Annotated in this window: 29 protein-coding genes and 1 pseudogene; 19 read left to right on the top strand and 11 right to left on the bottom strand. The window is 55.1% G+C overall.

All coding sequences use genetic code 11. From position 1 onward, the window contains the following. Positions 1–21: 21 nt before the first annotated feature. From AV656_RS06505 to AV656_RS06480, 6 genes are all read left to right on the top strand, one after another. Entirely contained in the window at positions 22–654 is a 633-nt protein-coding gene (locus AV656_RS06505) for a YczE/YyaS/YitT family protein (RefSeq protein WP_063180035.1), read from the top strand. Positions 655–743: 89 nt separating this feature from the next. Beyond that, entirely contained in the window at positions 744–1,811 is a 1,068-nt protein-coding gene (locus AV656_RS06500) for a hypothetical protein (RefSeq protein ID WP_063181291.1), read from the top strand. 100 nt (positions 1,812–1,911) lie between these two features. Further along, complete coding sequence (locus AV656_RS06495) at positions 1,912–2,253, top strand: DMT family transporter (protein WP_063180033.1); 342 nt, start codon at positions 1,912–1,914, stop codon at positions 2,251–2,253. Beyond that, a complete protein-coding gene (locus tag AV656_RS06490) occupies positions 2,253–2,567 on the top strand; it encodes a DMT family transporter (RefSeq protein WP_063180031.1) in 315 nt (104 codons plus the stop codon). The genes AV656_RS06495 and AV656_RS06490 overlap by 1 nt, the downstream gene beginning before the upstream one ends. A gap of 50 nt (positions 2,568–2,617) precedes the next feature. Continuing rightward, entirely contained in the window at positions 2,618–3,808 is a 1,191-nt protein-coding gene (locus AV656_RS06485; protein ID WP_063180029.1) for a glycine C-acetyltransferase, read from the top strand. A gap of 11 nt (positions 3,809–3,819) precedes the next feature. Beyond that, positions 3,820–4,107 (top strand): DUF6958 family protein, encoded by a 288-nt coding sequence (locus AV656_RS06480; protein WP_063180027.1) that lies wholly within the window; start codon positions 3,820–3,822, stop codon positions 4,105–4,107. Between the two features lie 55 nt (positions 4,108–4,162). Here the strand turns inward: AV656_RS06480 and AV656_RS16310 are convergent, their stop codons facing one another. Both AV656_RS16310 and AV656_RS06475 read right to left on the bottom strand, forming a co-directional pair. After that, positions 4,163–4,321: a hypothetical protein gene (locus AV656_RS16310; protein ID WP_156484805.1), complete on the bottom strand. Its 159-nt coding sequence runs from the start codon at positions 4,319–4,321 to the stop codon at positions 4,163–4,165. Positions 4,322–4,344: 23 nt separating this feature from the next. Next, a complete protein-coding gene (locus AV656_RS06475) occupies positions 4,345–4,992 on the bottom strand; it encodes a hypothetical protein (protein WP_063180025.1) in 648 nt (215 codons plus the stop codon). 184 nt (positions 4,993–5,176) lie between these two features. On the opposite strand from AV656_RS06475, the gene AV656_RS06470 reads away from it, so the two are divergent. Then, positions 5,177–6,130, top strand: coding sequence for an L-threonine 3-dehydrogenase (locus AV656_RS06470; protein ID WP_063180023.1), 954 nt, complete (start codon positions 5,177–5,179; stop codon positions 6,128–6,130). Positions 6,131–6,223: 93 nt separating this feature from the next. Next, complete coding sequence (locus AV656_RS06465) at positions 6,224–7,102, top strand: GNAT family N-acetyltransferase (RefSeq protein ID WP_063180021.1); 879 nt, start codon at positions 6,224–6,226, stop codon at positions 7,100–7,102. A 147-nt stretch (positions 7,103–7,249) separates the two neighbouring features. Here AV656_RS06465 and AV656_RS06460 read toward each other — a convergent pair whose 3' ends face one another. The 4 genes from AV656_RS06460 to thiD form a co-directional block, all read right to left on the bottom strand. Next, on the bottom strand, positions 7,250–8,608 hold the full coding sequence (locus tag AV656_RS06460) for a YjiH family protein (RefSeq protein ID WP_063180019.1): 1,359 nt from the start codon (positions 8,606–8,608) through the stop codon (positions 7,250–7,252). Between the two features lie 164 nt (positions 8,609–8,772). Further along, positions 8,773–9,474, bottom strand: coding sequence for a bacillithiol biosynthesis deacetylase BshB2 (gene bshB2 / locus AV656_RS06455; RefSeq protein WP_063180017.1), 702 nt, complete (start codon positions 9,472–9,474; stop codon positions 8,773–8,775). A gap of 13 nt (positions 9,475–9,487) precedes the next feature. Continuing rightward, positions 9,488–9,838, bottom strand: a complete 351-nt coding sequence (locus AV656_RS06450) for a YojF family protein (protein WP_063180015.1) — start codon at positions 9,836–9,838, stop codon at positions 9,488–9,490. A 151-nt stretch (positions 9,839–9,989) separates the two neighbouring features. Next, a complete protein-coding gene (gene thiD / locus AV656_RS06445; RefSeq protein WP_063180013.1) occupies positions 9,990–10,823 on the bottom strand; it encodes a bifunctional hydroxymethylpyrimidine kinase/phosphomethylpyrimidine kinase in 834 nt (277 codons plus the stop codon). Between the two features lie 203 nt (positions 10,824–11,026). On the opposite strand from thiD, the gene AV656_RS06440 reads away from it, so the two are divergent. The 4 genes from AV656_RS06440 (at position 11,027) to AV656_RS06425 (ending at position 13,181) form a co-directional block, all read left to right on the top strand. Next, positions 11,027–11,746, top strand: coding sequence for a DUF4230 domain-containing protein (locus AV656_RS06440; protein ID WP_063180011.1), 720 nt, complete (start codon positions 11,027–11,029; stop codon positions 11,744–11,746). Between the two features lie 5 nt (positions 11,747–11,751). Beyond that, positions 11,752–12,435 carry a uracil-DNA glycosylase gene (locus AV656_RS06435; RefSeq protein WP_063180009.1) on the top strand — a complete coding sequence of 228 codons (684 nt, stop codon included), beginning with the start codon at positions 11,752–11,754 and terminating at the stop codon, positions 12,433–12,435. An 80-nt stretch (positions 12,436–12,515) separates the two neighbouring features. Beyond that, positions 12,516–12,779 (top strand): YwdI family protein, encoded by a 264-nt coding sequence (locus AV656_RS06430; RefSeq protein ID WP_063180007.1) that lies wholly within the window; start codon positions 12,516–12,518, stop codon positions 12,777–12,779. A 21-nt stretch (positions 12,780–12,800) separates the two neighbouring features. Next, on the top strand, positions 12,801–13,181 hold the full coding sequence (locus tag AV656_RS06425; RefSeq protein WP_063180005.1) for a DUF423 domain-containing protein: 381 nt from the start codon (positions 12,801–12,803) through the stop codon (positions 13,179–13,181). Positions 13,182–13,342: 161 nt separating this feature from the next. On the opposite strand, the gene gerQ is transcribed toward AV656_RS06425, so the two are convergent. After that, complete coding sequence (gene gerQ / locus AV656_RS06420; protein WP_197462214.1) at positions 13,343–13,711, bottom strand: spore coat protein GerQ; 369 nt, start codon at positions 13,709–13,711, stop codon at positions 13,343–13,345. A 21-nt stretch (positions 13,712–13,732) separates the two neighbouring features. Then, positions 13,733–14,149, bottom strand: a pseudogene (locus AV656_RS06415) (cell wall hydrolase). Between the two features lie 85 nt (positions 14,150–14,234). On the opposite strand from AV656_RS06415, the gene AV656_RS06410 reads away from it, so the two are divergent. Next, positions 14,235–15,092 carry a hypothetical protein gene (locus AV656_RS06410; RefSeq protein ID WP_063180003.1) on the top strand — a complete coding sequence of 286 codons (858 nt, stop codon included), beginning with the start codon at positions 14,235–14,237 and terminating at the stop codon, positions 15,090–15,092. A gap of 95 nt (positions 15,093–15,187) precedes the next feature. Here the strand turns inward: AV656_RS06410 and hemQ are convergent, their stop codons facing one another. Beyond that, positions 15,188–15,940, bottom strand: coding sequence for a hydrogen peroxide-dependent heme synthase (gene hemQ / locus AV656_RS06405; protein WP_063180001.1), 753 nt, complete (start codon positions 15,938–15,940; stop codon positions 15,188–15,190). Positions 15,941–16,147: 207 nt separating this feature from the next. On the opposite strand from hemQ, the gene AV656_RS06400 reads away from it, so the two are divergent. Further along, positions 16,148–16,993 carry a lipoate--protein ligase family protein gene (locus AV656_RS06400; protein WP_063179999.1) on the top strand — a complete coding sequence of 282 codons (846 nt, stop codon included), beginning with the start codon at positions 16,148–16,150 and terminating at the stop codon, positions 16,991–16,993. A 95-nt stretch (positions 16,994–17,088) separates the two neighbouring features. Here the strand turns inward: AV656_RS06400 and AV656_RS06395 are convergent, their stop codons facing one another. Next, entirely contained in the window at positions 17,089–17,721 is a 633-nt protein-coding gene (locus tag AV656_RS06395; protein WP_063179997.1) for an RsfA family transcriptional regulator, read from the bottom strand. Between the two features lie 210 nt (positions 17,722–17,931). Here AV656_RS06395 and AV656_RS06390 point away from each other — a divergent pair, with 210 nt between their 5' ends. From AV656_RS06390 to AV656_RS06380, 3 genes are read left to right on the top strand one after another with little or no spacing between them, the layout of a single operon-like run. Then, positions 17,932–19,230 carry an HD domain-containing protein gene (locus AV656_RS06390; RefSeq protein ID WP_063181287.1) on the top strand — a complete coding sequence of 433 codons (1,299 nt, stop codon included), beginning with the start codon at positions 17,932–17,934 and terminating at the stop codon, positions 19,228–19,230. Between the two features lie 19 nt (positions 19,231–19,249). After that, on the top strand, positions 19,250–19,756 hold the full coding sequence (locus AV656_RS06385; protein WP_063179995.1) for a YwgA family protein: 507 nt from the start codon (positions 19,250–19,252) through the stop codon (positions 19,754–19,756). Positions 19,757–19,816: 60 nt separating this feature from the next. Next, on the top strand, positions 19,817–20,335 hold the full coding sequence (locus AV656_RS06380; RefSeq protein WP_063179993.1) for a YwhD family protein: 519 nt from the start codon (positions 19,817–19,819) through the stop codon (positions 20,333–20,335). 226 nt (positions 20,336–20,561) lie between these two features. On the opposite strand, the gene AV656_RS06375 is transcribed toward AV656_RS06380, so the two are convergent. Further along, positions 20,562–22,625, bottom strand: a complete 2,064-nt coding sequence (locus AV656_RS06375) for a transglycosylase domain-containing protein (protein WP_063179991.1) — start codon at positions 22,623–22,625, stop codon at positions 20,562–20,564. Positions 22,626–22,861: 236 nt separating this feature from the next. Here AV656_RS06375 and speE point away from each other — a divergent pair, with 236 nt between their 5' ends. Both speE and speB read left to right on the top strand, forming a co-directional pair. Beyond that, positions 22,862–23,704, top strand: coding sequence for a polyamine aminopropyltransferase (speE, locus tag AV656_RS06370; RefSeq protein ID WP_063179989.1), 843 nt, complete (start codon positions 22,862–22,864; stop codon positions 23,702–23,704). After that, positions 23,701–24,573: an agmatinase gene (gene speB, locus AV656_RS06365; RefSeq protein WP_063179987.1), complete on the top strand. Its 873-nt coding sequence runs from the start codon at positions 23,701–23,703 to the stop codon at positions 24,571–24,573. Before speE ends, speB begins: the two co-directional genes overlap by 4 nt. Positions 24,574–24,619 lie beyond the last annotated feature (46 nt).

Genomic DNA, 24,619 nt, shown 5'->3' with positions numbered 1-24,619 from the left:
AATAGACGGGGAGGTGCCTGCATGCAACACGTTCAGGCTTTAAGATGGACATTCTTTTTGGTTGGCCAGCTGCTTTTGGCCCTCGGAATCACATTGACGATCAAAGGGGCCATGCTTGGAATCAGCCCATGGGATGTTCTTCATGTCGGCCTGTTCCTGCAGCTTGGACTGACAATCGGTACATGGTCGATCCTGACGGGGTTCTTTATCATTGTCTCGACGTCCATCTATCTGCGCAGGATGCCTCAGATCGGGACATGGATCAACATGCTCCTGATCGGAACGTTCATTGACTTCTTCAATTGGATTCTGCCGGATGTCCATTCTCTTGCCGGACAGACGTCGGTGTTCCTGGCAGGCATCACGGTGCAGGCAATCGGGCTTGGGATGTATGTGTCGCCCGGTATCGGTGCGGGACCAAGGGATACGCTTATGCTTGTTCTGATGGAAAAGACGGGGTGGAGCGTGAAGACTGTCCGGACCGTGCTGGAAGCCACCGTTGCACTGGCCGGCTGGCTGATCGGCGGGCCGATCGGCATCGGGACGGTTATTATTGCTCTGTTCTTCGGACAATTGTTGCAGTTCACCCTTCCTTATTTCAGGGACCTGCTTGAACGTCTGTCGGGAGCAAGGAAGGAAGCGACCGCAGGATAAAGGTGAAAGGCACGGCAGGGAATATCCCTTCCGTGCTTTTTCGTGTCCCGCATGCATATACTGTCCCGTCAAGAGGAAAGGGTGATCGCTTGAACGGGACCATCACATCCTATATGAGTACGGCTTATACATCAGAGGGAATTCGGCATAGCTACAGGGAGCTGCTTTCAGAAGCGTCAAAGGCATTCCTTCTGAAGGCGCCGCCGACAGGGGCCCTGTCCGTGCTGCTGAGGGAAATCGCACAGCATTATGTGAAGCGGGGGTGGGATGTGGAGCTTTTCCATGATCCGCTTACGCCTGACGGACTGGATGCCGTCCATGTAGTAAAGCCGGGAATTCTTTTCGTCCAGGCCTCCCACCCCGTTTCGCTCGAGCCGCTGCATCTCGGAGGGGCACACCGTGTGGTGACCTTCTACGAGGGGTACGACGAAGACCGGCTGCGTCTTCAGCATGGCTTTATCCGAGAGACGGCGGTTCGGGCAGAAGAGGCACTGGGAAAAACATTCGCATCTCTCCGGCGTGCGAAGGAACTGCATGACAGGTGGGAAGAAGTGAACCGGGCAAGGATGTCCTGGGCGCTTGCGGACAAACTGTCGTCCAGTCTTGGGGAGTCACTGTTCGGCGACCTGTCGCTCAATAAGGAATCGGCTGTCGTCAACCGGTACATCGGCACGCTCACCGCGGAAGGGGCGCAGGACTTTTTCAACTCGGTTACGAAAGGCCTGAAGCGACGGCTCCTGATCAAGGCCCATCCGGGCACGGGCAAGTCAACGATGATGAAAAAGCTCGGCAAGCAGGCGGAGGCCCGCGGCCTTGATGTCATCTATGGATGGTGCGCACTAGATCCCGGAAGCGTTGACCTGATCGTGCTCCCTGAACTGTCGGTCTGCGTGTTCGATGCGACCAAGCCGCACGAATACGGTCCTGAACGCGAAGGTGATGAGATTGTCGATATGCTCGGGATGTGCCGTGACGACGAGGAGCTGGAAGGAAAGGCCGCGGAGATCGAGGCGGTTTACCGGGAAGCCATGCTGGACGCCAGAGCCTATATGAACGCCCATGTGCGCGACATCCACGCCATCCGGGCGAGGATGGACAGTGCCATCGACCAGGAGCAGTGGGAAAAGAAAATCGATAGTATCAGGGAACAATTATAAAGGGCCGCCCGGGGGAAGATCTCCGGGCGGTTTTGTTATGTGTGAGGCCTCCATTCTGTTAAAGTGAAAACAATAGCAGTATAGAAAGAGGTGACGGCCGGTGGCATGGCTATATGTGTTCTTCGCTGCCGTCGTCGAGGTGTTCTGGGTGGTCGGTCTATCATACTCTGACAGCGCCCTCGAATGGACCGGGACGGCAATTGCCATCATCTTCAGCTTTTATTTCATCATCAAGGCATGTGAGAAGCTTCCTTCCGGTACGGTATATGCAGTATTCACCGGTTCAGGGGCAGCTGCGATTGTCCTTGTGGATATGATCGTTTTCGGCGAGCCATTTTCAATCGTCAAGCTGTTTTTCATCGCCCTGATCCTTGCCGGCGTGGTCGGCATCAAGCTGACAGACGGTGAAGGCAAGAAGGAACCGGAAAGGAGTGAGCCGTGATGGCTTGGGTATTCCTTGCACTCGCCAGCTTCGGGGAGATTTTCGGTGTCATATTTATCAATCTCTATCTGAACGACAAGAAATGGTGGCGGCTCATCCCGCTCGTCCTGTCTTTCGGTCTCGGATTCGTCCTTCTGTCTCTCGCCATGCAGGAGATTCCGATGGGAACAGCCTATGCCATCTGGACAGGCTTGGGAGCTGCGGGGGCCGTGCTGATGGGCATCCTGTTTTTCAGGGAGCCGGCCGGATGGCAGCGGCTCCTGTTCATCTCGTTCATCATTACGGGAGCGGCCGGCCTGAAGCTGTTCAGCTGAGGCTGCTGTGTTAAAATGAAGTCAATCACGTGTCGGAAAGGAAGATTCCTTTGGCGAAAATTTTGGACCAATTTCTCGAAGAAAACCTGCATGAGCTGCGAGGTGCAGGGCTCTATAATGAAATCGACCCGGTTGAAGGACCGAACGGGCCGAGGATCAAGGTTGGCGGACAGGACCTTGTCAACCTGAGCTCAAACAACTACCTTGGACTGGCAACAGACGATGGCCTGAAAAAGCTGGCAAAGGACGCCATCGACAAATACGGCGTCGGCGCCGGCGCCGTCCGGACCATCAATGGTACGCTCGATATCCATGTAAGACTGGAGGAAAAGCTTGCCGAGTTCAAGGGGACCGAAGCGGCCATTGCCTATCAGTCCGGTTTTAACTGCAATATGGCGGCCATCTCTGCGGTGATGGACAAAAACGATGCCATCCTCTCCGATGAGCTGAACCATGCCTCCATCATCGACGGGTGCCGACTGTCCCGGGCGAAAATCATCCGCGTCAACCACCAGGACATGGACGATCTCCGCAAAAAGGCCAAGGAAGCGACAGAGTCCGGCCAATACAACAAAGTCATGTATATCACGGACGGCGTGTTCTCGATGGACGGCGATGTCGCCAATCTGCCGGATGCTGTCCAGATTGCAAAGGAATTCGACCTCATCACTTATGTGGATGACGCGCACGGATCCGGCGTCATGGGCGGCGGCAAGGGCACCGTCAAGCACTTCGGACTGGAAAAGGAAATCGACTTCCAGATCGGCACACTCTCCAAGGCAATCGGTGTCGTCGGCGGATATGTGGCCGGAAAGCAGCAGCTGATCGACTGGCTGAAAGTCCGCTCCCGCCCGTTCCTGTTCTCGACTGCAATGACACCGGGAGACGTCGCGGCAGTTATCGGCGCGGTTGACAAACTGCTTGCGTCCGACGAGCTCGTGGACAAGCTGTGGGAGAACGGCGACTACCTGAAAGCCGGCCTGAAGAAGCTTGGCTTTGACATCGGCCACTCCGATACGCCGATCACGCCGTGCATCATCGGCGAAGAAAAGCTGACCCAGCAGTTCTCCAAGCGTCTGATGGAAGAGGGCGTCTATGCGAAGTCAATCGTCTTCCCGACTGTCCCGAAAGGAACCGGCCGTGTCCGTAACATGCCGACGGCTGCCCATACCAAAGAGATGCTTGACGAAGCACTCGCCGTCTATGAGAAAGTCGGCAAGGAACTGGGCGTCATCAGCTGAGGAGGGATTCCTTGAACAAGCGGGACGAAGAACAGATTCAGCTGCTTCATCCTGAAGGAAAGCAGGGCGCGAAAATCCTGAAGCGCCGTTACGATGCCATCCGCAAAGTCATCCTGGATGAGGTGGAAGCTTCCGGAGAAATCACATTCATGGATCTCACCGAACGCGCTCCGAAGCGACTCTCTCATTTTGACGGCAAAACAACATGGTATATCACCGCCGTCAAGCTTGACTTGGAGGCGAGGGGTGAACTGGAGAGTTTTGAGCGGAGCGGCAGGCAGCATATCAGACGAATATGAAAACCGCCAGGATACCGGCATCACCCGGTGTCCTGGCGGTTTTTCCGTATCCGGATCAGACCGGACGGTTTACTTCTTCGGCAAAGACAGTGACAATCTCCCCGTCTCCCATCTCAACGTCATACTGGATGGATTCCCCATTGTCCCGAACGTCCACAATCAGCCCGCGGCGACCGTCCTTCAGTTCAACGGCTGTGTTCTCGACAAGCAGCATGGCAATCTCCTCCTGTATGTTTTTTAATGAGCAGCCGGTTCCTCCATCTTCCTGAAATTGTGGTGCAGTAGGTAATACTGGATGCCCCCGGCGTCTGCCTTCGCGGCGTCAACTTCTTTGCGGAACGCATCACGGTCGCCTTTGCGGTTCGCCATGACCGCCCGTATGGCGTGCTTCATCCATGTATGGCCTTCCGGGATGCGCGAAAGGGCTTCTTCAGCCAACTCATATTTCCCGTTAAGAGCATGGCCGTACGCGTCATAATACGACTGCATCGGCTCGCTGCCGATCTTCTTCGCATGGGACAGGACACCATCACCATCCTTTTCCGTCACGGCGTACAAAGCGCCGTACACGTGATGGATGTCCGGCTGCTTGTACCGATCCATGATCTCCCTGAGAGCTGCCCGGATTTCCTCATCAGTCCCGTGGGCCACAGAATAGGCGTATTTGTAGATCGGCTTGCGGGAATTCCGAAGCAGAAACCGGTCGATCGCCCGCAGGTTCTTTGATTTGTACGATAGCATCAGCGTCGGTACGGTGGTCAGTGTCATGTACAGGGCGGCGAGTACGAGCACCGTCAGCCAGAACGGTGCACCGAGCCAGATCAGCAGCAGTGCAGCCAGCACCAGGATGGCCAGCAGCATCAGAAATTGGACGACAGCAATCAAAAACGCACTTCCTCTATTTTTTGACTATTATATCAATACGGAGCTTTCAGGGAAAGTAATCCGTGGTTGTACTTACAGTGAATACAAATTATAATAGTGAACATCGAATTGCAGTGAAATCAATGTTTTATATTAATAGAATGTCCACACTGTAAATACAAATGGATGAATGGGAGTGACGGAAATGAAGAAGATCATCGTGACCGGGGCGCTGGGGCAGATCGGCTCCGAACTGACGGAAAGACTGAGGAGTCTGTACGGGACGGATCAGGTTCTCGCTACGGATATCCGGATGCCGGAGTCCGGTCCTGCACTTGACGGGCCGTTCGAGCAACTGGACGTAACGGATGGCAGCCGCATGCATGAGCTTGCCCAATCGTTCGGCGCCGATACGATCATCCATATGGCCGCTCTCCTGTCTGCAACAGCCGAAAAAAATCCGCTGTTCGCCTGGAACTTGAATATGGGCGGACTCGTCAACGCCCTTGAGACCGCGCGTGAACTGGACCTTCAGTTCTTCACACCAAGCTCGATCGGTGCATTCGGCCCGAGCACACCGAAAAACAACACGCCGCAGGATACGATCCAGCGCCCGACGACGATGTATGGCGTCAACAAAGTATCCGGAGAATTGCTCTGCGACTACTATTTTGAGAAATTTGGCGTCGACACCCGCGGCGTCCGGTTCCCGGGGCTCATTTCGTATGTAACTCCTCCCGGTGGAGGAACAACCGATTATGCCGTCGACATCTACTATAAGGCGATCGAACAGGGCAAGTATGCCTCGTTCATCGCTGAAGGAACTTATATGGATATGATGTACATGCCGGACGCCCTGCAGTCCATCATCGACCTGATGGAGGCGGATCCTTCGAAACTGATCCACCGCAACGCGTTCAACGTGACAGCGATGAGCGTCGAGCCGGCAGATTTCGAGAAGGCGATCCAAAAGCACATACCTGATTTCCATCTAACCTACAATGTTGACCCGGTCCGCCAGGCAATCGCCGAGAGCTGGCCGGACGCGATTGACCCGTCCGCTGCAGTCGCGGAATGGGGATTCGAAGCCAAGTATGACCTCGAATCGATGACTGCCGACATGATTGAGAAGCTGAACGATAAAATAAAGTCCAAGTGAAATGAGCCGCCGGGTATCCGGCGGCTTTTCTGTGATTGGGGGATGAATGCCTTGCCCACAATGTGTAGAGTAGGGGAAAAGGGGGCGTAAATCATGGACATTCGGGTAAGGCCGGCACGGGATGCCGGGGAGGCGGCAAAGTTCATCGCGGCACTGAACAGCCACCGTACGAACCATATCGGTTTCTGTGGAGAAGAGGAAAAGGAAATCCGTCATACGCTGGAAAATGATTTTTCCGATTCGGGATTCGGACAGTCGTTTTTTATGGCTGAAAATGAGGGAAGCATCGTAGGGGCAATCGGATTTGACATTGACAGTGATGATGGAATCGCGGAAGTATGGGGACCGTTTGTCAGTGATCATCTGCCTTACAAAGAAGTGGCGATGCCGCTATGGAGTGGTGCAGTACAAGGCTTGGATAGCGTCAGGACATTCCTGTTCTTCGTGAATGAGGATAATACTGATGCCTCAGCAATGGCCGAACGGCTTGGCGGGGTGCATTCCGGGCAGCATCTGATCCTTAGGGCACAGACAGGAGCAGTGCCCGGCGGTAACCAACCGGCAATCCCTGCTGAGGACCGGCATTTGGAGGCATTCAGTGTCCTCCATGACCGGGCATTCCCGGAAACCTATCTGTCTGCAGAGGAGATTCACGACCTGATGGATGATCACCACCGGCTCCTGGTCATTCCGGAAGGGGAAACAGGTGTGAAGGGATATGTTTACACTGAGGCCGACACGCTCCACGGAGAGGGGAGCATCGAGTTTCTCGCAGTCGGAGAAAATCACAGACGGCAGGGACTTGCCACGAAACTTCTTCGGGCGGGGCTGGGCGAACTGTTCCGCCATGAGGAGATCAAAGAAGTGCGTCTCACTGTGGGAGCGGAGAACTTGACGGCTATCGGCCTTTATAAAGCAGCAGGATTTGAGCAGCTTCACCGAATGAATGCTTACCGGCTGGAACGGGACTGACCGGCTATTGGGATTTTCGGACGGCATCGTACTTTTGCATATCATTTCGTTACCTGGCATTTGCACTGCAGTTAAAACATCACGACAGCTGAATCACAGTATCAAAAAACCGCCGCTTCCTTAGGAAGGGCGGTTTCATATTCTCATTCAAAAAAGCATATGCGCGATCAGTGCCACCATCGGCAGGGCGATCACCGTCCGAAGCAGGAAAATGACAAGCAATTCGAAGAAGTTGACCGGAATCTTGGAGCCGAGGATCAGACCCCCGACTTCGGACATATAGATCAGCTGGACGACGGAGATGACGGCCACAGTGAAAAGGGTCACTTCGGAAGTCACTGTACCGGCGGCCAGGATTGATGGCAGGAACATGTCCGCAAACCCGACGATCATGAGCGGAGCGGCCTTTGCCGCTTCCGGAATCTGCAGAAGTGCCAGGTAAGGCTCGAACGGTTTTCCGACAACCTGGAAGAAGCTGGTGTATTCGGCTATGATCAATGCCAGCGTCCCGAATGCCATGACGACAGGGATGACGCCAATCCACATATCAATTACGTTTTTCAGGCCATCCTTGACCGACTTGCCGATATCCCGGTTGGCATGCGCCTTTGCCAGGGCGTGTTCGATGCCATGGGTGAAGGAGTTATAACCTGGCGGCACTTTCTCCTCTTCGCCCGTGAACGGCCGCCCATCAGCATATTCCTGCTTTTTGCGGGAAAGCGGATAAATGCGAGGCATGATGAATGCGAGGATGAGTCCGGTCAGGATGACTGTGCCGTAAAACGGAAGGAAGTATTCGGACAGGCCGACTGTACCGATGATGACAATAGAGAAGGTGATCGATACGACGGAGAACGTCGTGGCGATGATTGCGGACTCTCTTTTCGTATAGTGCCCCTCCTGGTACTGTTTGTCAGTGAGAAGAACACCGATTGTACCGTCTCCGACCCAGGAAGCCAGCGCGTCAATCGATGAACGGCCCGGCAGCTTGAAAAGCGGGCGCATGATTTTCACCATCATGGTGCCGAAAAACTCGAGAAGTCCAAAGTTCATGAGAAGCGGGAGCAGCAGTCCTGCAAAAATGAAGATTGTGAAAAGGAACGTGACAAGCCCTTCGGCAGGATCCAGAAGGAGGCCGCCTGTGCCATCGCTCCAGATCGCCTCCGGCCCCAGCTTGAATGCGGTCATGACCGCGAATACGGCTCCGACGATGCGGGTGATTGTCCAGAAGAGCGAGACACCGAACAGATTATGCCAGAATCCGCGTTCGGACGCGTCTTTTTTGGGTGTAAACAGCATGATGAGAGAGCCGAGTGCAGCGGTGACAAGAACCGCGACGGCAACCCATAGGATAACTGGAGTGACGATACCTGCAAGCCAATTGGCAAGTATGGCAATCGGAATGATCCAGTCACCGTTATATTTGACTGGAACCATGAACAGCATGACCCCGATGATCGACGGAATCAGGAACCATGCCCAGGTCGATGCGCTAGTTTTCTGCATTTTTTATTATCCCCCAATATTAAATTTACCGGTTTTGACATTCACTTTTTTACATAATAATTCACTGTGTTGAATAAGTAAATCCCCTTGCGAATGAAAGTGAATTCAGCCAATTCCGGCACAAAAAATCCCCCTCCCAACAATAGCAGGGAGGGGGTATACCGTCAAAAGGAATCTTCAAAATCTTCATGCCAGCGATAGTAATAGAAGCGTTCCTTGGAGAAACGTTCAATTGCTTCGGCTTCTCCGGCGGCTAGCGCCGCCTCGAGGTCTTTCATCATGTAGCCTGTCTGTGAAGAATGGGCTTTCAGTGTCTTGATCTTTCTGTCGAGCATATCTGCCACTTCGTGTTCGACGTCATGCTGCCCCAGGCCTTCTTCCGTATCGTTCGCGAACGCGACGAGGTAGAGCTTCGGCCGCTTTTCATCAGGCAGCCTGCGCACCGCCCGGACAACTGCGCGTGCGGTTGCTTCATGGTCAGGGTGAACCGAGTATCCCGGATAAAAAGAAATGATGAGCGAGGGGTCCAGTTCGTCGATGAAGCCGCTGATCAGCTGCACCATTTTTTCATCGTCCTCGAATTCGACCGTCTTGTCCCGGAAACCCATCATGCGCAGATCCTTGATTCCGATGGCGTCCGCAGCAGCCTGGAGCTCCTTTTTGCGGACTTCCGGAAGCGTCTCTCTGGTGGCAAATGGTGGAATGCCGAGATTGCGGCCCATCTCGCCGAGTGTCAGGCAAGCGTATGTGACCGGCACACCCATGTCCACATATTTGGAGAGCGTCCCGGATGTGCCGAACGCCTCGTCGTCCGGGTGAGGGAAGACGACGAGGACACTGCGTTCTTTTTCGATCGTAACAGCCATATCGTTTCCCTCCTTAGTATGCGAACGGCGTCTCGCTCAGTTCAAGAGCAACGGCGAGTTTTCCGCTGCCGTCGAGACCGGCCATGAGAAGCCGTCCGTGTTCATCAAGTTCATAGTGGGTGATGCCCTGTGCATACACCCAGCCGTAGGGCAATTTCAGCCCGACGCGGTGCGGGGATTCGCCGGCGACCTTTCCCAGCTCAAAACGGATCTGGGCATTTCTGATGAAGGCGCCGGCGTTGAAAAATCCTTCGTTGAAATGGGCCGCATACGACCCGTTCGTCGTTTCCAGATGGATGTAGAGCTCTTTGCCGGCGAACGAATCGATGAGGCGCTGAAGTTCTTCGCGGTTTACTTTTTCCATATTTCAGGCCTCCTCCAGTACCTATATCGTATTCAGTATAAAGAACATCAGCCGGGAATGCGAAAGGGGTGCTCCGCTGGGAAGCAGGGTTGTGCTTTCCCTGCTTAACCCACTAAAAAACGGCCGGGGATTCCCGGCCGATCGGCTAAAATCAGATTTCTGTCACGGTGACCTCAGCCGGACCGTGCTGGTTTTTTGCGCCGTGGAGGACCGGACCGACGTACTGGTTCAGCTTCCAGCCGTGGGCGATCGCAGCAGCGACGAACTTTTTCGCTTCGACGACGGCTTCTTCCACGCCGAGGCCGTTCGCAAGGTTTGCAGTGATGGCAGCCGCGAATGTGCAGCCGGCGCCGTGTGTGTAGATGGTGTCCTGCTTTTCGGATTCAAGAAGGAGGAATCTGGAGCCATCATAGTAAAGGTCAGCAGCCTTGTCGTGCTGAAGCTGCTTGCCGCCTTTGATGACGACATGTTTCGATCCGAGGTCGTGGATTTTCTCCGCGGCTTTTTTCATGTCCTCAATGGTGGTCAGCTTGCCGAGGCCGGAAAGCTGGCCGGCTTCGAACAGGTTCGGCGTGACGACTTCCGCAAGCGGAAGAAGGAATTCGATCATTGCGTCAACGGTGCCCGGGTTCAGCACTTCGTCTTCGCCCTTGCACACCATGACCGGGTCGATGACAACATGGTCGGTACCGGTTCCGCGGATCCCTTCGCCTGCTGTTCGGATGACGTCTTCGGTGCTTAGCATGCCGGTCTTCACCGCATCGATGCCTACGGAAAGAGCCGTCTTCAGCTGGGCTTTCAGAACGTCGTTGGGAAGCGTATATACGCCGTGGCTCCAGTTATTGTCCGGGTCCATTGTCGCAACGACAGTGAGCGCAGTCATGCCGTATGTGCCGTGCTCCTGGAAAGTTTTCAGGTCAGCCTGGATTCCTGCGCCGCCCGATGTATCGGATCCTGCAATTGTAAGTGTCTTTTTCAGTGTCATATCCGAGGACTCCTTTTTGGTTGGTTAATTTGAATGTTCTTATTGTAACAAATAAATAGCACATCTTACGAAAAATTAATTTCGCCTTAAGGGGGTGCAGTTATAAAGCTTTTCGCCGCGCGGTGCGTGCGTGAACCGGGTGACATCGGGTATTGTAGAAGAATGAGAGATTCACCCGATTGGCGGGAGGAGGGAGAGAGTACATGGCTGGACGAAATGGGAAAAAGGGCCGGGCCGAAGAAGAAAGTGCGGTCACGGTCGAGGAAGTATGGGACACGTCGGGGGGGAGAAGCGGCGGAAAACGCCGTGGCCGGGCGTTAAAGGGATTTTTGTGGATTGCAATTCCGCTTCTCCTGCTTGCGGTCATCCTCCCGGTGGTTGCGCTGCGTATGCTGACGGGCGGCAGCACATTCACCGAACAGAAGGGGGCAGTCGTCCAAAGCGTGCAGGAGCTGAGCGAACTTGCGACAGCGGAGGCCTTTACAAAAGTCATCGTCGAACGTACGGATAATGAACTATTTGGCAAGAGTATCGGAATTGATATTCCGGGGACGAAGCGCAACCTCCTCGTGATCATACCGGGTTCCATCAAGGCGGGCATCGACTTTGGCAATGTGAGGGAGGAGGATATTACAATTGATGAGAATGCCAAGACGGTCACGCTCACCGTACCGGAACCAACGTTCCTTGGTGAGCCGGTGATCCGCTTTGATGAAGCGGAAGTGTATTCCCAGGAAGGCCTCTTCCGCGAGCGGCCGGACATCCAAGAAGGCTATGAGCTTGCCGAAGATGCACAGAAGATGATCATTGAGGAGGCGACTGAGCAAGGGGTCCTCATCCAGGCAAGAGAGAATGCGGAAAAGACTCTGCAGCAAATGTACTCATTATCGGGCTATGACGTACAAGTCGAGTTCAAGGAGTGACCAATATGGCAAAGGAGATTTTGGACAATAGCTGGCAGGACGTGATCGGGGAAGAGTTTTCCAAGCCCTACTATCTGGAGCTGCGTGAATTTCTGAAAGAGGAATATGCAGGGAGGGAAATCTATCCCCCGATGAACGATATCTGGACAGCGTTTGAGCTGACGCCGTACGAATCGGTCAGGGTAGTCATCCTCGGCCAGGACCCGTACCACGGGCCCGGCCAGGCGCACGGGCTGAGTTTTTCCGTGAAAAAGGGCATCCGGAAACCGCCAAGCCTTCGAAATGTGTTCAAGGAATTGCAGAAGGACATCGGCTGCGATGTTCCCGATGACGGGACGCTCACCGGATGGGCGGAACAGGGTGTCATGATGCTGAACACCGTGCTCACGGTCCGCTCCGGAGAGGCACATTCCCACCGCGGAAAAGGGTGGGAAACACTCACTGATGAAGTGATCCGGAAACTATCTGCGAGGGAGGCGCCGCTTGTGTTCATCCTCTGGGGCCGCCCCGCACAGGAAAAGAAAAAGCTGATCGACACGGCGCGTCATGCGGTCATTGAGTCACCGCATCCAAGCCCCCTCAGCGCAAACCGCGGATTTTTCGGCAGCAGGCCATTCAGCCGTACGAACGCTTTCCTGAAGGAGTGGGGCGAAAACGAGATCGATTGGTGCCGGACGGATGCCCGGTGAATTGTCACGGGATTGTGCGGAACCGCAGATAGTACGCGGAATTTGATATGATACACTCTTAACGGAATGGAGGGGATCGGATGATTCCGATTGAACGGATCCTCGAAGAAATGGAACGCCATCTTCGTGCGGCCAGAATCGCGGGCGACCCGGCCTCACAGCGGGAGTCCCTCGCCGCCATTCGTGCGTTGTCGGAAGCGGCGCTCGGCAGCAGTCCGCAGAACCGGATGCCGGAAGTGAAGCCTGTGCCTCTTGCCGCACCGGCAGATCCGCAGGGCATTCGTCCCGCCGCGCCGAGGCGCGAAGAGGACGGGGCCAACGGTGATTCCATCTTCGACTTTTAAGCCGGAAAGAAGGGGAATAAAGTGAAAATCTTTTTGATAGCAGGTGCGGTGAATGCAATGATTTCGGTTGGAATGGGCGCATTTGGCGCACACGGTCTCGAGGGCAAGGTATCGGACCATTATATCGCCATCTGGGAGACGGCGGCCAAATACCAGATGTACCATGCGCTCGGCCTGATCCTGATCGGCATCCTGCAAAGCCAGGCACTGCTCGGTGCGGCTTCCCAGCTGAACTGGGCGGGCTGGCTGATGCTGGCTGGAATCATTATTTTCTCCGGAAGCCTTTATGTACTCGCCCTGACACAGATCGGCATTCTCGGCGCAATCACCCCGATCGGCGGCGTTGCCTTTATCGCCGGCTGGATCATGGTGATCATCGCAGCAGTCAAGCATGTCGGATAAGCCGCAGAAGCCGGCCGCCGTTTCATCTGGCGGCCGGTTTTGATATTGTCCGGTGAACAGGGCTCCAATTCGGGAGCTATTATTCCAAATTGACTCCCATATTTTATTTTCTTCAGCCCGTACACGAAAAAGAGCCATCCGGGGCGGATGGCTCTTTCCTGTTATCGTGGTGCCGAGTCGAAATAGTTGATCTCTTCGTCGAACTCCGCATAGTCAAAGTAGATCATCGGGAACAGGAAGCGGTGATCGGTGCGTGCTTCCCTCAAAATGACATGATCTCGTCCGGCCTGTTCGACCACTCCGCGTACCGTCTTCGTTGTCGTTTGTCGCTCCCCGTGCTCGAACGAGAAATGGAACGTGCCGGGCTGTCCGCGGTTCAGCCGAAGGATGTTCTCAATGTAGGATTCTTCATTTCGACGCGGGGGAGCTGTCGGCAGTGTCACCTGCGGAGGGACCATTTGTTGCTGTGGCTGCTGCATCGGCTGCATCGGCATCGGCCGCATGTTCGGATTCCAATAGTATTGGACCATGTTGTTCCACCTTTCTCTCACTTATACTGACGGGCAATCACTTTCGGACGGCGAATAGAAGCAGTGCGACTTGAAGCGGCCAGTATTCCACTGGTTATACCACTGTGCCGGGCATTCACCCTCCGGCATGAAAAACCAGAGCGATCGGGTTGCCGGGTGGAACCGCTCCCCGTTGATGACCCGGCGGGCCAGGCGGATGTCCTGTGCGCGGGCACTGATAGAAGTAGCCTTTCGTTGTCGCCTCGAAACCGCCGGGACTCTGGAAGACCATCTGCTGTATGGTCCGGATGTCCCCGAAATCCAAACAGTCGCCGCGGACCCGGTTGACGTCGACGTTGCCGACCATGAGCATCCCGAGTTCGCCTTCTCCTTCTGCTTCGGCGCGCATCAGCGCGCCAGCAGTTGCACTTCTTTTTCATTTGCTCGTACAACCGCCATCGTGTGACCCCCTCGCTAATGACTATATGAGGAGGGAGGGGGGTACATTCCATATATCCGGATTTGGACGGGAGGAGAATTTGATTTGGCGATCAACAATACGGTCTATGAGTTCATGGAGAGACTGGACAGCGGGGAACTGAAGACAAAGAACGGACTACTGGATTATTTTGCCCGGTACCCTGAAATTTTCGGGGTTTACTTCCCGGATTACTGCCCGCAGACGGACGAGCGTCTCATCCGTGCGATCGAGCAGTATCCGGCAAAGGCGGATGACATCTCGCGTGCCGGCCAGCTGCTCCCCGAGGAAATCGAAAATGTGCGCGACCTATACCGAGGAACGACCGGAATCGACGCAGACAATGATCAGCATCTGTTTGTCGGTGCTTTCGGCTCGAACGCATTTGTCGCGGGCCCCAAAAAGGATGAAGTGTTCTATGCGCTTGAAATGCTGACTCCGGACACCGACAACTTGCGCCTTGTCGCGGCTCACGAGACGGGTCATGTCGTCCATCACCGAATGTGTGCAGAAGCATCGGGACAAAATTGGTGGCGGAAGGTCGACTGGAGTCATCCGCTCGTCACCCTCTTGTCTGAAGGCGGTGCAATCTATCTGTCCAAGCTGGCCGTACCGGCCAGAGGCCGGCCGGACTATATCTCATTCGGTGCGCTTGGCGAGGAAGGGTACGGGTTCTACATGGCAAACAGGAAAAAGCTCCATGAATCGTTCCTGGACGATATGAAGACCGGGTGGAATAACGAAAAGGATAAGGAATGGTTCCGCCTGTCCGGCGGAACCCGGCACAGTTTCTCTCGCCTCGGCTATTACATCGCAGATGGTTTTATCGAGCACCGCGCGGAACTCCGCGGAATGGACGCCGCTCTCACTGACTGGGATCCGATGACGCTGGAAGAGGAATTCATGGATTATCTGAGAGGCTGAAACTGTACAAATAGGAGAAGGTGGCTGTTTTCCCCGCCTGTATATAGCAGCAAAAAATGCCCCGCAGCCAAAGAGGCCGCCGGGCATTATTTCATTTACTGGACATTAAAGAAGGAGGTACGGTCATCTCCCTGGAGGATCGTGCCGACGAAGAATGAGCCGAAGACACCGTAGCGCGCACTTACTTCGTCAAAGCGCATTTCATAGACGAGTTTCTTGAACTGGAGCACGTCGTCGGAGAAGAGTGTCACGCCCCATTCGTAGTCGTCAAAGCCGACGGAACCGGAAATAATCTGCTTGACCTTGCCCGCGTAGCTGCGGCCGATCAGCCCATGGCTCCTCATCAGTTCGCGACGGCGGTCCATATCGAGCATGTACCAGTTGTCTTCGCCTTCGCGCTTCTTGTCCATCGGATAGAAGCAGACATATTGCGAACGAGGAAGTTCCGGATATAGCCGCCCGCGGACGTAAGGATTCTGGTAAGGGTCTTCGTCGGACTCCTTCGCCAGGTAGTTGGACAGCTCGACAACAGAAACATAGGAATATGTCGGAGTCGTGTAGTCCGCAATGGCGAGTTTGTTGAACTCGGCCTCCAGCTGCTGGAGCTCGTCCATAGTCGGACGCAGAGTCATGAGCATGAAGTCCGCCTTCTGGCCGACCACTGTATAAAATGCATGGCTGCCTGTCTTTTCGTCGTCGGCTTTCTGGAGCTTATCGAGGTAAGCGATGAATTCATCGGTTGCCGCTTTCCGTTCTTCTTCAGGAACAGCTTTCCACGATGCCCAGTCCATCGTGCGGAAGTCATGGAGGACATACCAGCCGTCCAGTGTGATTGCAGCTTCGTTCATGTGGATACACTCCTTTGGGATCATATGGCTTCAGTCTATCACAGAAGGCAGGCACGGTCCGCGCGCAAGCCCCAGTGTCACCGTTTTGTGAAAAAGTCCCGGTTTTCCGTTTTGTCGGTTTTTGTGTATGCTTGACTCTGGAATGAAAAAACGTACCGCGTCCGGCACTCGCCGGGCGGGCGGATCAGATATATGGGAGACAAAACTATGGAACAAACGCTTAATCTTCTCCGGCAGCCGGCCTGGCGATTTATCGACCAGTCGGTGAGCGGGCTCGGCCGGTCCGCCCTGGAATCGTTCGCCATGGACGATACGCTCTGCCATGTCGTCGGCCAGCGGAAAAGTATGCCGTCCGTGCGCACATGGGTGCATGACCGTACCATCGTCCTCGGCATCCAGGACCACCGGCTGCCGTATATAGAAGACGCGACAGAGCTGCTCCGGCTGAACGGATGGCGGCCGATCGTCCGGAATTCCGGCGGGCTCGCCGTCGTCCTCGATGAAGGCATTCTGAATATCACGATCGCACTGTCCGAGAAAGGCAGGGCAATCGACATCCCGGCGGGTTATGAAGTCATGCTCGAATTTGTCCGCATGCTTTTGCCTGAAGCAGCCGGCCGGATCGAAGCCTATGAGATTGTCGGCTCATACTGCCCGGGTTCGTACGACCTGAGCATCGGCGGCAGGAAATTCGCCGGCATATCACAGCGCAGGCTCCGCGGCGGAATCGCCGTCCAGATCTACCTGTGTGTTGAAGGAAGCGGTTCTGAGCGTGCGCGGCTCATCGGCGATATGTACGCGGCAGGGCTGAAAGGAGAGGAGACGAAGTTTGAATATCCGTCAATCCGGCCTGGAGTGATGGCCTCGCTATCCGAACTGCTTGGCGCGGAGGTAACCGTCACAGACCTGAACAGCCGGGTCCGCCGCTTGCTGCACGTACTGTCGTCGGGTAATGTCCGTGACAGCTTTATCGGAGGGGATGAAATAGACCTGTACACGACCTACCTGAAGCGTGTCGTCGAACGGAACGCCAAGCTGCTCGAAGGTATTTGAGCCAGTTCCATCAACCGAACAAACGGCAAGGACTCCGCCGCCTGATTCCGCAGGCGATGGTATCCTTGCCGTTTGTTTATGCACGAGCCGCGGCATCAGTGTGCCTGCTGCTCATCATTGTTTACCAGGTTTCCGTTCTGCTCCATCCGGAAGACGGCCGATGAGTTCTCGTCCTCTTCGAAGGCGACCAATTTGCGCGCGCGGTTCATAATCTGGACGAACTGCTCATAATCATCCCGGATTTCATCATTTTCCCTGGCGAGGCGTGCGACTTCCGACTCAAGCTCTCCGACCCGGCGTTCCGCCGCTTCGGCAGTATGCTTCCACTTCATCGTTTCCTGATCCGCGAGATTCGTATGCTGAAGACGCATCAGATAGGCGATCACCACATCAAGCGAGAGGTTTGACAGCCGGATCGCCGCCCTGCCTTCGCCCTCCGCTCCGTCCGGAACCACATAGAGTCCCGAGTTTTTGCGGCGGAAATCTTTGCCCATCGCCTTGAGGTTCGCTTTGCGTTCTTTTTTCGCTTCGGCCAGCTCTTTTTCGTATTCTTTCCTGACGACCGCGTTCCATCTGAACCCGCATGCCGCAGCCGTCCTGTTCATCGCGTCACCGGCTTCCTCAAACGCGTTAAGCTGTGTGCTTCCTTCACGTACATGGCGCAGCACCGTATCCGCGAGCAGCCGGTCGTTTTCTTCTACCCAGGCATCCTGTCTGACTTTCACCATTTGTGTACCTCCTGCCATCTTCATAGAATGTTTGCCTGGTGTCAGTTTGCACAGCCGTTCCGCGTTTTATACCGTTCCATTTGGAAATGTCGGAGAATGCGCATCTTTTCGGATTTGATTTTAGGAGGGGAAGGTGGCCGCCGACCGTTCCAAACAAGGGCCGGACAAGGTATACTGGAAGGACCCACTGTTTCCGGGAGGTGCCAGATGATGGACTATGCCACACAAAAACTGAGTGAAGAAAAAGTGTTCAAAGACCCGGTTCACCGGTACATCCATGTGAAAGACCAGGTGATCTGGGATCTGATTGCAACCAGAGAATTTCAGCGGCTTCGCCGCATCCATCAGCTCGGCACGACCTACCTCGTGTTCCACGGTGCGGAGCACAGCCGCTTTAATCATTCGCTCGGCGTCTATGAGATTGTACGCCGCATCATCGACGACAGTTTCAGCGGACGGTCGCAGTGGAATGATTCGGAGAGGCTCGTGACGCTGTGCGCGGCGCTGCTCCATGACCTCGGCCATGGGCCGTTTTCCCATGCCTTCGAGAAGGTATTCGATCTGGACCATGAACTGTTCACCCAGAAAATCCTGCTCGGGGATACTGAGGTGAATGCAGTTCTCCGGCGTGTCAGTGAAGAGTTTCCTCAGAAAGTGGCAGACGTCATCGGGAAGACCTATCCGGACAAGCTCGTCGTGAGCCTGATTTCAAGCCAGATTGACGCCGACCGGATGGATTATCTTCAGCGGGACGCTTATTTCACGGGGGTCAGCTACGGCCATTTCGATATGGAAAGGATCCTTCGGGTCATGCGCCCATCCGAGGAACAGGCTGTCATCAAGCAGAGCGGCATGCATGCGGTGGAAGACTATATCATGAGCCGGTACCAGATGTACTGGCAGGTATACTTCCATCCGGTGTCACGCTCTGCAGAAGTGATCCTCGTAAAAATCTTGCAGAGGGCGAAAGTTTTGAGCGAAGAAGGGTATACGTTCAAGCAGGAGCCCGTCCATTTTAAGTCGTTCTTCGACAAGACGTACGATCTCACTGATTATATCGCGCTGGATGAATACATCCTGATGACTTATTTTGAAACCTGGATCCGTGAGGACGATGAAATCCTGTCCGACCTGTGCGACCGGTTCGTGAACCGCCGGCTGTTCCAGTACATTGATTTCAATCCGGCAAAGGAATACCGGAAGCTCGGCGAACTGGATACATTGTTCCGGAAAGCCGGGATCGACCCGGAATATTATCTTGTCGTCGACTCCTCATCGGACCTGCCGTACGACTTCTACCGTCCGGGCGAGGAAGAGGAGCGGCTGCCGATCCACTTGCTGATGAGGGACGGCGAACTGCGGGAACTGTCCCGAGAGTCCGACATCGTCGATGCCATTTCCGGCAAGAGGCGAACGGACCACAAACTCTATTTCCCTGAGGACATGCTCAGGGAAGGCAAAAAGAAAAAAGTGCTCAGGCAACAAATCCTAAGCATCTTGAACACATAGAATAGGGAGGGCATTTTTGATGCTTCAGGAACATGCAAAAGTCGTGCAGTTCATTTCACTGGCTGATGGGGTGACCGGGCGGAAGAAGCTGCAGAAGATGATCTACATCGCCAAGAAGATGGACTTCCCGTTCCAGGAAAAATATGAGCTTCACATTTACGGCCCCTACTCGGAGGAACTGACTCTCCGCATCGAGGAGCTTTGCGAAATGGGCTTCCTAGCGGAAAATTGCGAAGACAAGGGATCTTATGTGCAATACAGCTACCGGGTGACCGGAGAAGGTCGGGACTTTATCGGCGATGCGGGCGATGTTCCGGACACACTCGGCGTGTGCATCGGGCGGATGAAGGAGAAAAGTTCCCGCTTCCTGGAACTGGTCTCCACACTGCTGTATTTTGACTATCTGCCGAGGGATGAACAGATCGCAAAAGTACATATCGTCAAAAACAAGCTGAACTATACGGATGCGGAGATGGATGAGGCCTTTGCTTTCATTGGCGAACTCTCCTCCTGTATCCGCCAGTGAGCCGCCGTCCTTTTAACGCTGGAGGCTGATTGGCTATAATGCAGGGAAGGGGGTATGATCATGGCCAATGGAGAAAAACCGAAACCGAAAATGGAATTCACGATCATCCGAGACAATCCGACCGCCGGGCATAAGGGCTACGGCATCGGTTCAATTTCGCTGGAAAACGTATCGCCGGTCATCATCGACGTGGAAGAGGAACTTGCGCAGGTGGAGATCGGCGCGCTGCATGCCCGCAGCAAAACGGAGCGGGGGGTCAAGTTCACCCCGAACCGCGAGGATTCTGCTGGCGGCAAGCCATACTGGCTGGTATGGGTCGCGATCGACTATAAAGAGGACGGTCCTTACTTTGCCGGCGTTACGGCAGCGGAGATGGTAGTCAACCGCGAAAAGCGGCGCGGCTATAAGAACCTGCCGGAGCATGTGAACCTGCTGGACAAAGCACTGAAGCGCCATGTTATCGTCGAAAAAATGGATGACCGCTCGAAAAAGGTGCTTGCGGAATTCCTGGAGGAACAGAACCCGGAATTGTGGGAACGGAGCCCTGAACTTCAGGAGGCGCTTGGCGTCACCGGATGATCACGCAATTATGAACGATCTTTGACAGTTTCACCGGCAGGGTTGCAGCCGGTTGAACCGCTCCCGAAAAGGGAGTAAACTTGGATTAACGCTTGCTGAATACAAGCTAGGACAGTGCGCCGTCTAGCTAACGCCGCACATAACCCGCCCCGCCTCCGAAATTTGGAGGCGGGGCGGGTTTTTTGGTTGCGTGATTCGGGATGATTTACGGATGCATCCCGCATCTTCAGTCAAAAAATGAGAATGGGAACAGCCGGATCGGCCCGCCGTCTTTTGTGTCTTTGGAGCGTTCTTGCCGGAGGGCGGGATCCGTACAGAGCTTCCGCGGCACATTCCGCTCCTTGACGTAGACGAGGCGCTGCTTGCCGCATCCTTCGACGGCGAGCCCGCCGGTATCAACGTCGACGATGACCCCTGTGACGCCCTCGGGCTGGGCGAACGGCTCGGGAGGCAGGCCTGCATGTGCATCTTCCATAAATTCAATCCACATCTTCTTCGCTGCCATTTTGTCGCTGTTCTCGGTGAGCCGGCGTCCTTCGTCGAAGCCTGCCCAGATACCGGCTGTCAGAGAAGTGGAGAAACCGATCAGATATTGGTCGGACAGCGTTGTGCCGGACTTCGCCGCATACGGACGTGTCTGGCTCGGGCGCATCGACAGGCCGGTCGATGGGGTGTAGTCGCTGAAGACCGGGTCAAACATGCCGGTCATCATCTGCGTCAGGACAAAGGCATCCGCCGGGTCAAGCACTTCCCGCTGCTCCTTGTCCTCATCTCCGCTCCGGTAGACGGTTTCGCCGGATGCATCCGTGATTGACTGAATCGTCGTCGGGACGACCCTCATTCCGCCTGACGCGATGCGGTTGTAGGCACCTGTCATTTCATAGAGGGTGACCTCGGTCGTACCGAGGGCGGTCGCCGGCGCATCAACAAAGTTCCCGGTGATGCCGAGGCGTGCCGCCATGTCTTTAAATGGTTTGTAACCGATTTCCTCGAGTGTCTTGACGGCATAGATATTGTCCGAGATGGCAAGCGCCTGGGCGAGAGAAATCGGCCGCTCGGCAAACTTGCCGTTGACGTTCTTGGGTTCGTACTCCTGGCGTCCATCGTCGAAGGTGAAGACGGTCGGCTCGCTTTTCAGGAACGTGAGCGGCGTGAATCCCTGCTCGAGCGCTGCTGCATACAGAACCGGCTTCATCGCAGAGCCGGACTGCCGCTCCGCCTGGGTGACCCGGTTAAAGGGGCTTGCGGCATAATCCCGGCCGCCGATCAGAGAAGTGATCTGCCCGCTATCCGGCTTCATTGTGATAAAGCCGAACTGGAGTCCGTTGTCGGGCATCCATTTATCCGCTGCGGCTTCAGCCGACTTCTGGTGGAACGGGTCGAGAGTCGTCCGTATCGTCCAGCCGCCTTCCGCGATGTCGCGTCCGGCTTCATCCAGACGTTTCTCGGCCTCGCGCCACACCTCATCCAGGAAGTACGGGGCCACCTTTTCACCAGCGTCCCACTGGTCATGCTTCAGCGCAATCTGCTGATTAAGGGCATGATCAGCCTGTTCGCGCGTCACATACCCCTCCCGAATCATGGCATTGAGGATGATTTTCTGGCGGTCCGACGCTGCCTCAGGATGGTCGACCGGAGAATAGACGGACGGCCCCTTCGGCACGGCCGCCATGAGTGTCGCTTCCGCCAGCGTCAGATCCTTCGCTTCCTTGCCGAAGAAAAACTTGCTTGCGGCCTCGGCACCGTACATGCCATGTCCAAAATAGACGGTATTCAGGTAGCCTTCAAGAATCGTGTCCTTGTCGTAAAACGTTTCGATCCTTCTGGCGTAGACGGCTTCATTGATTTTCCGCGTCCATGTTTTCTGGTGGGTGAGGAACAGATTGCGGGCATACTGCTGGGTAATGGTACTTGCGCCTTCCGCTTTGCGGAACGATTTGACATCCTTCAGCACGGCGGAGGCGATACGGGAATAGTCGAAACCCTTATGTTCATAGAAGTCCTTGTCCTCGACGGCCACAAACGCATCGGCCAGAAACGGGGACATATCATCAAGGGAAGCCCAATAGCGGCGCTCACCTGAATGCCTGTCGCCGATCGGGTCGCCATTGCGGTCGAGGAAGACGGTCGCGTTCGGCACCTTCAGGGAAGGGGGCCCGGCCGAATGAATATAGATAAGGAACGCCCCGTACATGACCAGCCCTGCCACGCCGAGGCTCAGGGAAAGGAGCAGCAGCCGCTTCACGAGCGTCCGCCGTTTTCGCTGCCGTTTGAGATGTGCCCGTTTCACCGCATTCCCGCCTTTCGTGCGCTTTTCCGCAAGTATGTGCAGACAGGCGGCGTTTCATCCGGCGGATTTTATACGAGTTCCGGTTCACGTCTGACGGTGGATTCCGAGAAGTCCTATCTATTAAAAAAACAGTTGCACCGAAGACCTGTGGCCGTATAATGAAGCTTAGTTTCGTGGAGGCCGGGAATACAGGCAGTACGGGACGGTTCCCTTTAATAAAAGGAGGAATGCAGCCCATGGCAGGGTTATGGTATACAGAAAAACAGACGGACAACTTTGGAATCACAATGAAGATCAAACAGACACTGCACGTTGAACAAACAGATTTCCAGCTGCTGGAGATGGCAGAGACGGAAGAGTGGGGGAACATGCTGTTCCTCGACGGAATGGTGATGACCTCTGAACGTGACGAATTTGTATATCACGAAATGGTTGCCCATGTGCCGCTCTTTACCCACCCTGACCCGAAAAAAGTGTTGGTCGTAGGCGGGGGTGATGGCGGCGTGATCCGTGAAGTACTGAAGCATCCGCAGGTCGAACAGGCTGTCCTTGTCGATATTGACGGCAAGGTCATCGAGTACTCGAAAAAGTACCTGCCGTCGATCGCGGACAAGCTCGGAGACCCGCGGGTGGATGTCCGTGTCGGCGACGGCTTCATGCATATCGCAGAGTCTGAAAACGAATATGATGTCATCATGGTCGATTCGACGGAGCCTGTCGGCCCAGCGGTCAACCTCTTTACAAAAGGCTTCTACGCAGGCATCTCGAAGGCGCTGAAAGAGGACGGGCTGTTTGTTGCACAAAGCGACAACCCGTGGTTCAAGGCGGACCTCATTCGCCAGGTCCAGAAAGATGTCCGGGAAATTTTCCCAGTCACCCGCATGTACACCGCCAATATCCCGACCTATCCGAGCGGGCTCTGGTGCTTCACACTCGGCTCCAAAAAACACGACCCCCTCGAAGTGAAGGAAGAGCGGTTCCATGACATCGACACGAAGTATTACACGGAAGAGCTGCATAGAGCGGCTTTCGTGCTGCCGAAGTTCGTCCGTGACCTGGCGGAGGGAGAAGGCGAATGAAGTTCGACGAAGCCTACTCCGGAAATGTGTTCATCAAAAGCGGCGGCAGCTACGATGAGGCGGATACAGTCATCTACGGTATGCCGATGGACTGGACGGTCAGCTGGCGTCCGGGCTCCCGGTTCGGCCCCGCGCGCATCCGGGAAGCATCGGTAGGTCTCGAGGAGTACAGCCCGTATCTGGACCGGGAACTGGACGACATCCGCTACTATGATGCAGGGGATATCCCGCTTCCGTTCGGCAACGCCGGAAAATCCCTTGATCTGATTGCCGGTTTCATCCGACAGCTTCTGGCAGACGGCAAGGTTCCGGCGGGGATGGGCGGCGAGCACCTCGTCTCGCTCCCGGTTATGAAGGAAATGGCGGCAAAGTATCAGGATCTTGCCATCATCCACATCGACGCGCATACCGATCTCCGGACCGAGTATGAGGGGGAAGAACATTCCCACTCGACGCCGATCCGCAAGATTGCTGATATCATCGGCCCCCGCAATGTTTATTCTTTCGGAATCCGTTCCGGAATGAAGGAGGAATTTGAGTGGGCGCGTGAAAACAGCATGCACATCTCAAAGTTCGATGTGCTCGAGCCACTCAAAGAAGTGCTTCCCGCGCTCGCCGGACGCCCCGTCTATGTAACAATTGACATCGACGTCCTGGATCCCGCGCACGCGCCGGGCACGGGCACGGTTGACTGCGGCGGCATCACGTCCCGCGAACTGCTCGCGTCGATCCATCAAATTGCACGCTCAGATGTCCGGGTCGCCGGCTTTGACCTTGTCGAAGTCGCGCCTGTCTACGATCCGTCCGAACAGACGGTCAATACGGCAAGCAAGCTGTTCCGGGAGATGCTGCTCGGATTTGTTAAATAAAAAGGCGATGGATCGGCCAGGTAGCAGCCGTCCATCGCTTTTTGTG

The organism is Bhargavaea cecembensis, from assembly GCF_001619585.1.
GTDB classification, from domain to species: domain Bacteria; phylum Bacillota; class Bacilli; order Bacillales_A; family Planococcaceae; genus Bhargavaea; species Bhargavaea cecembensis_A.
The sequence above is the reverse complement of the archived record's forward strand: the minus strand, read 5'-3'. Positions and strand labels throughout refer to the sequence as shown.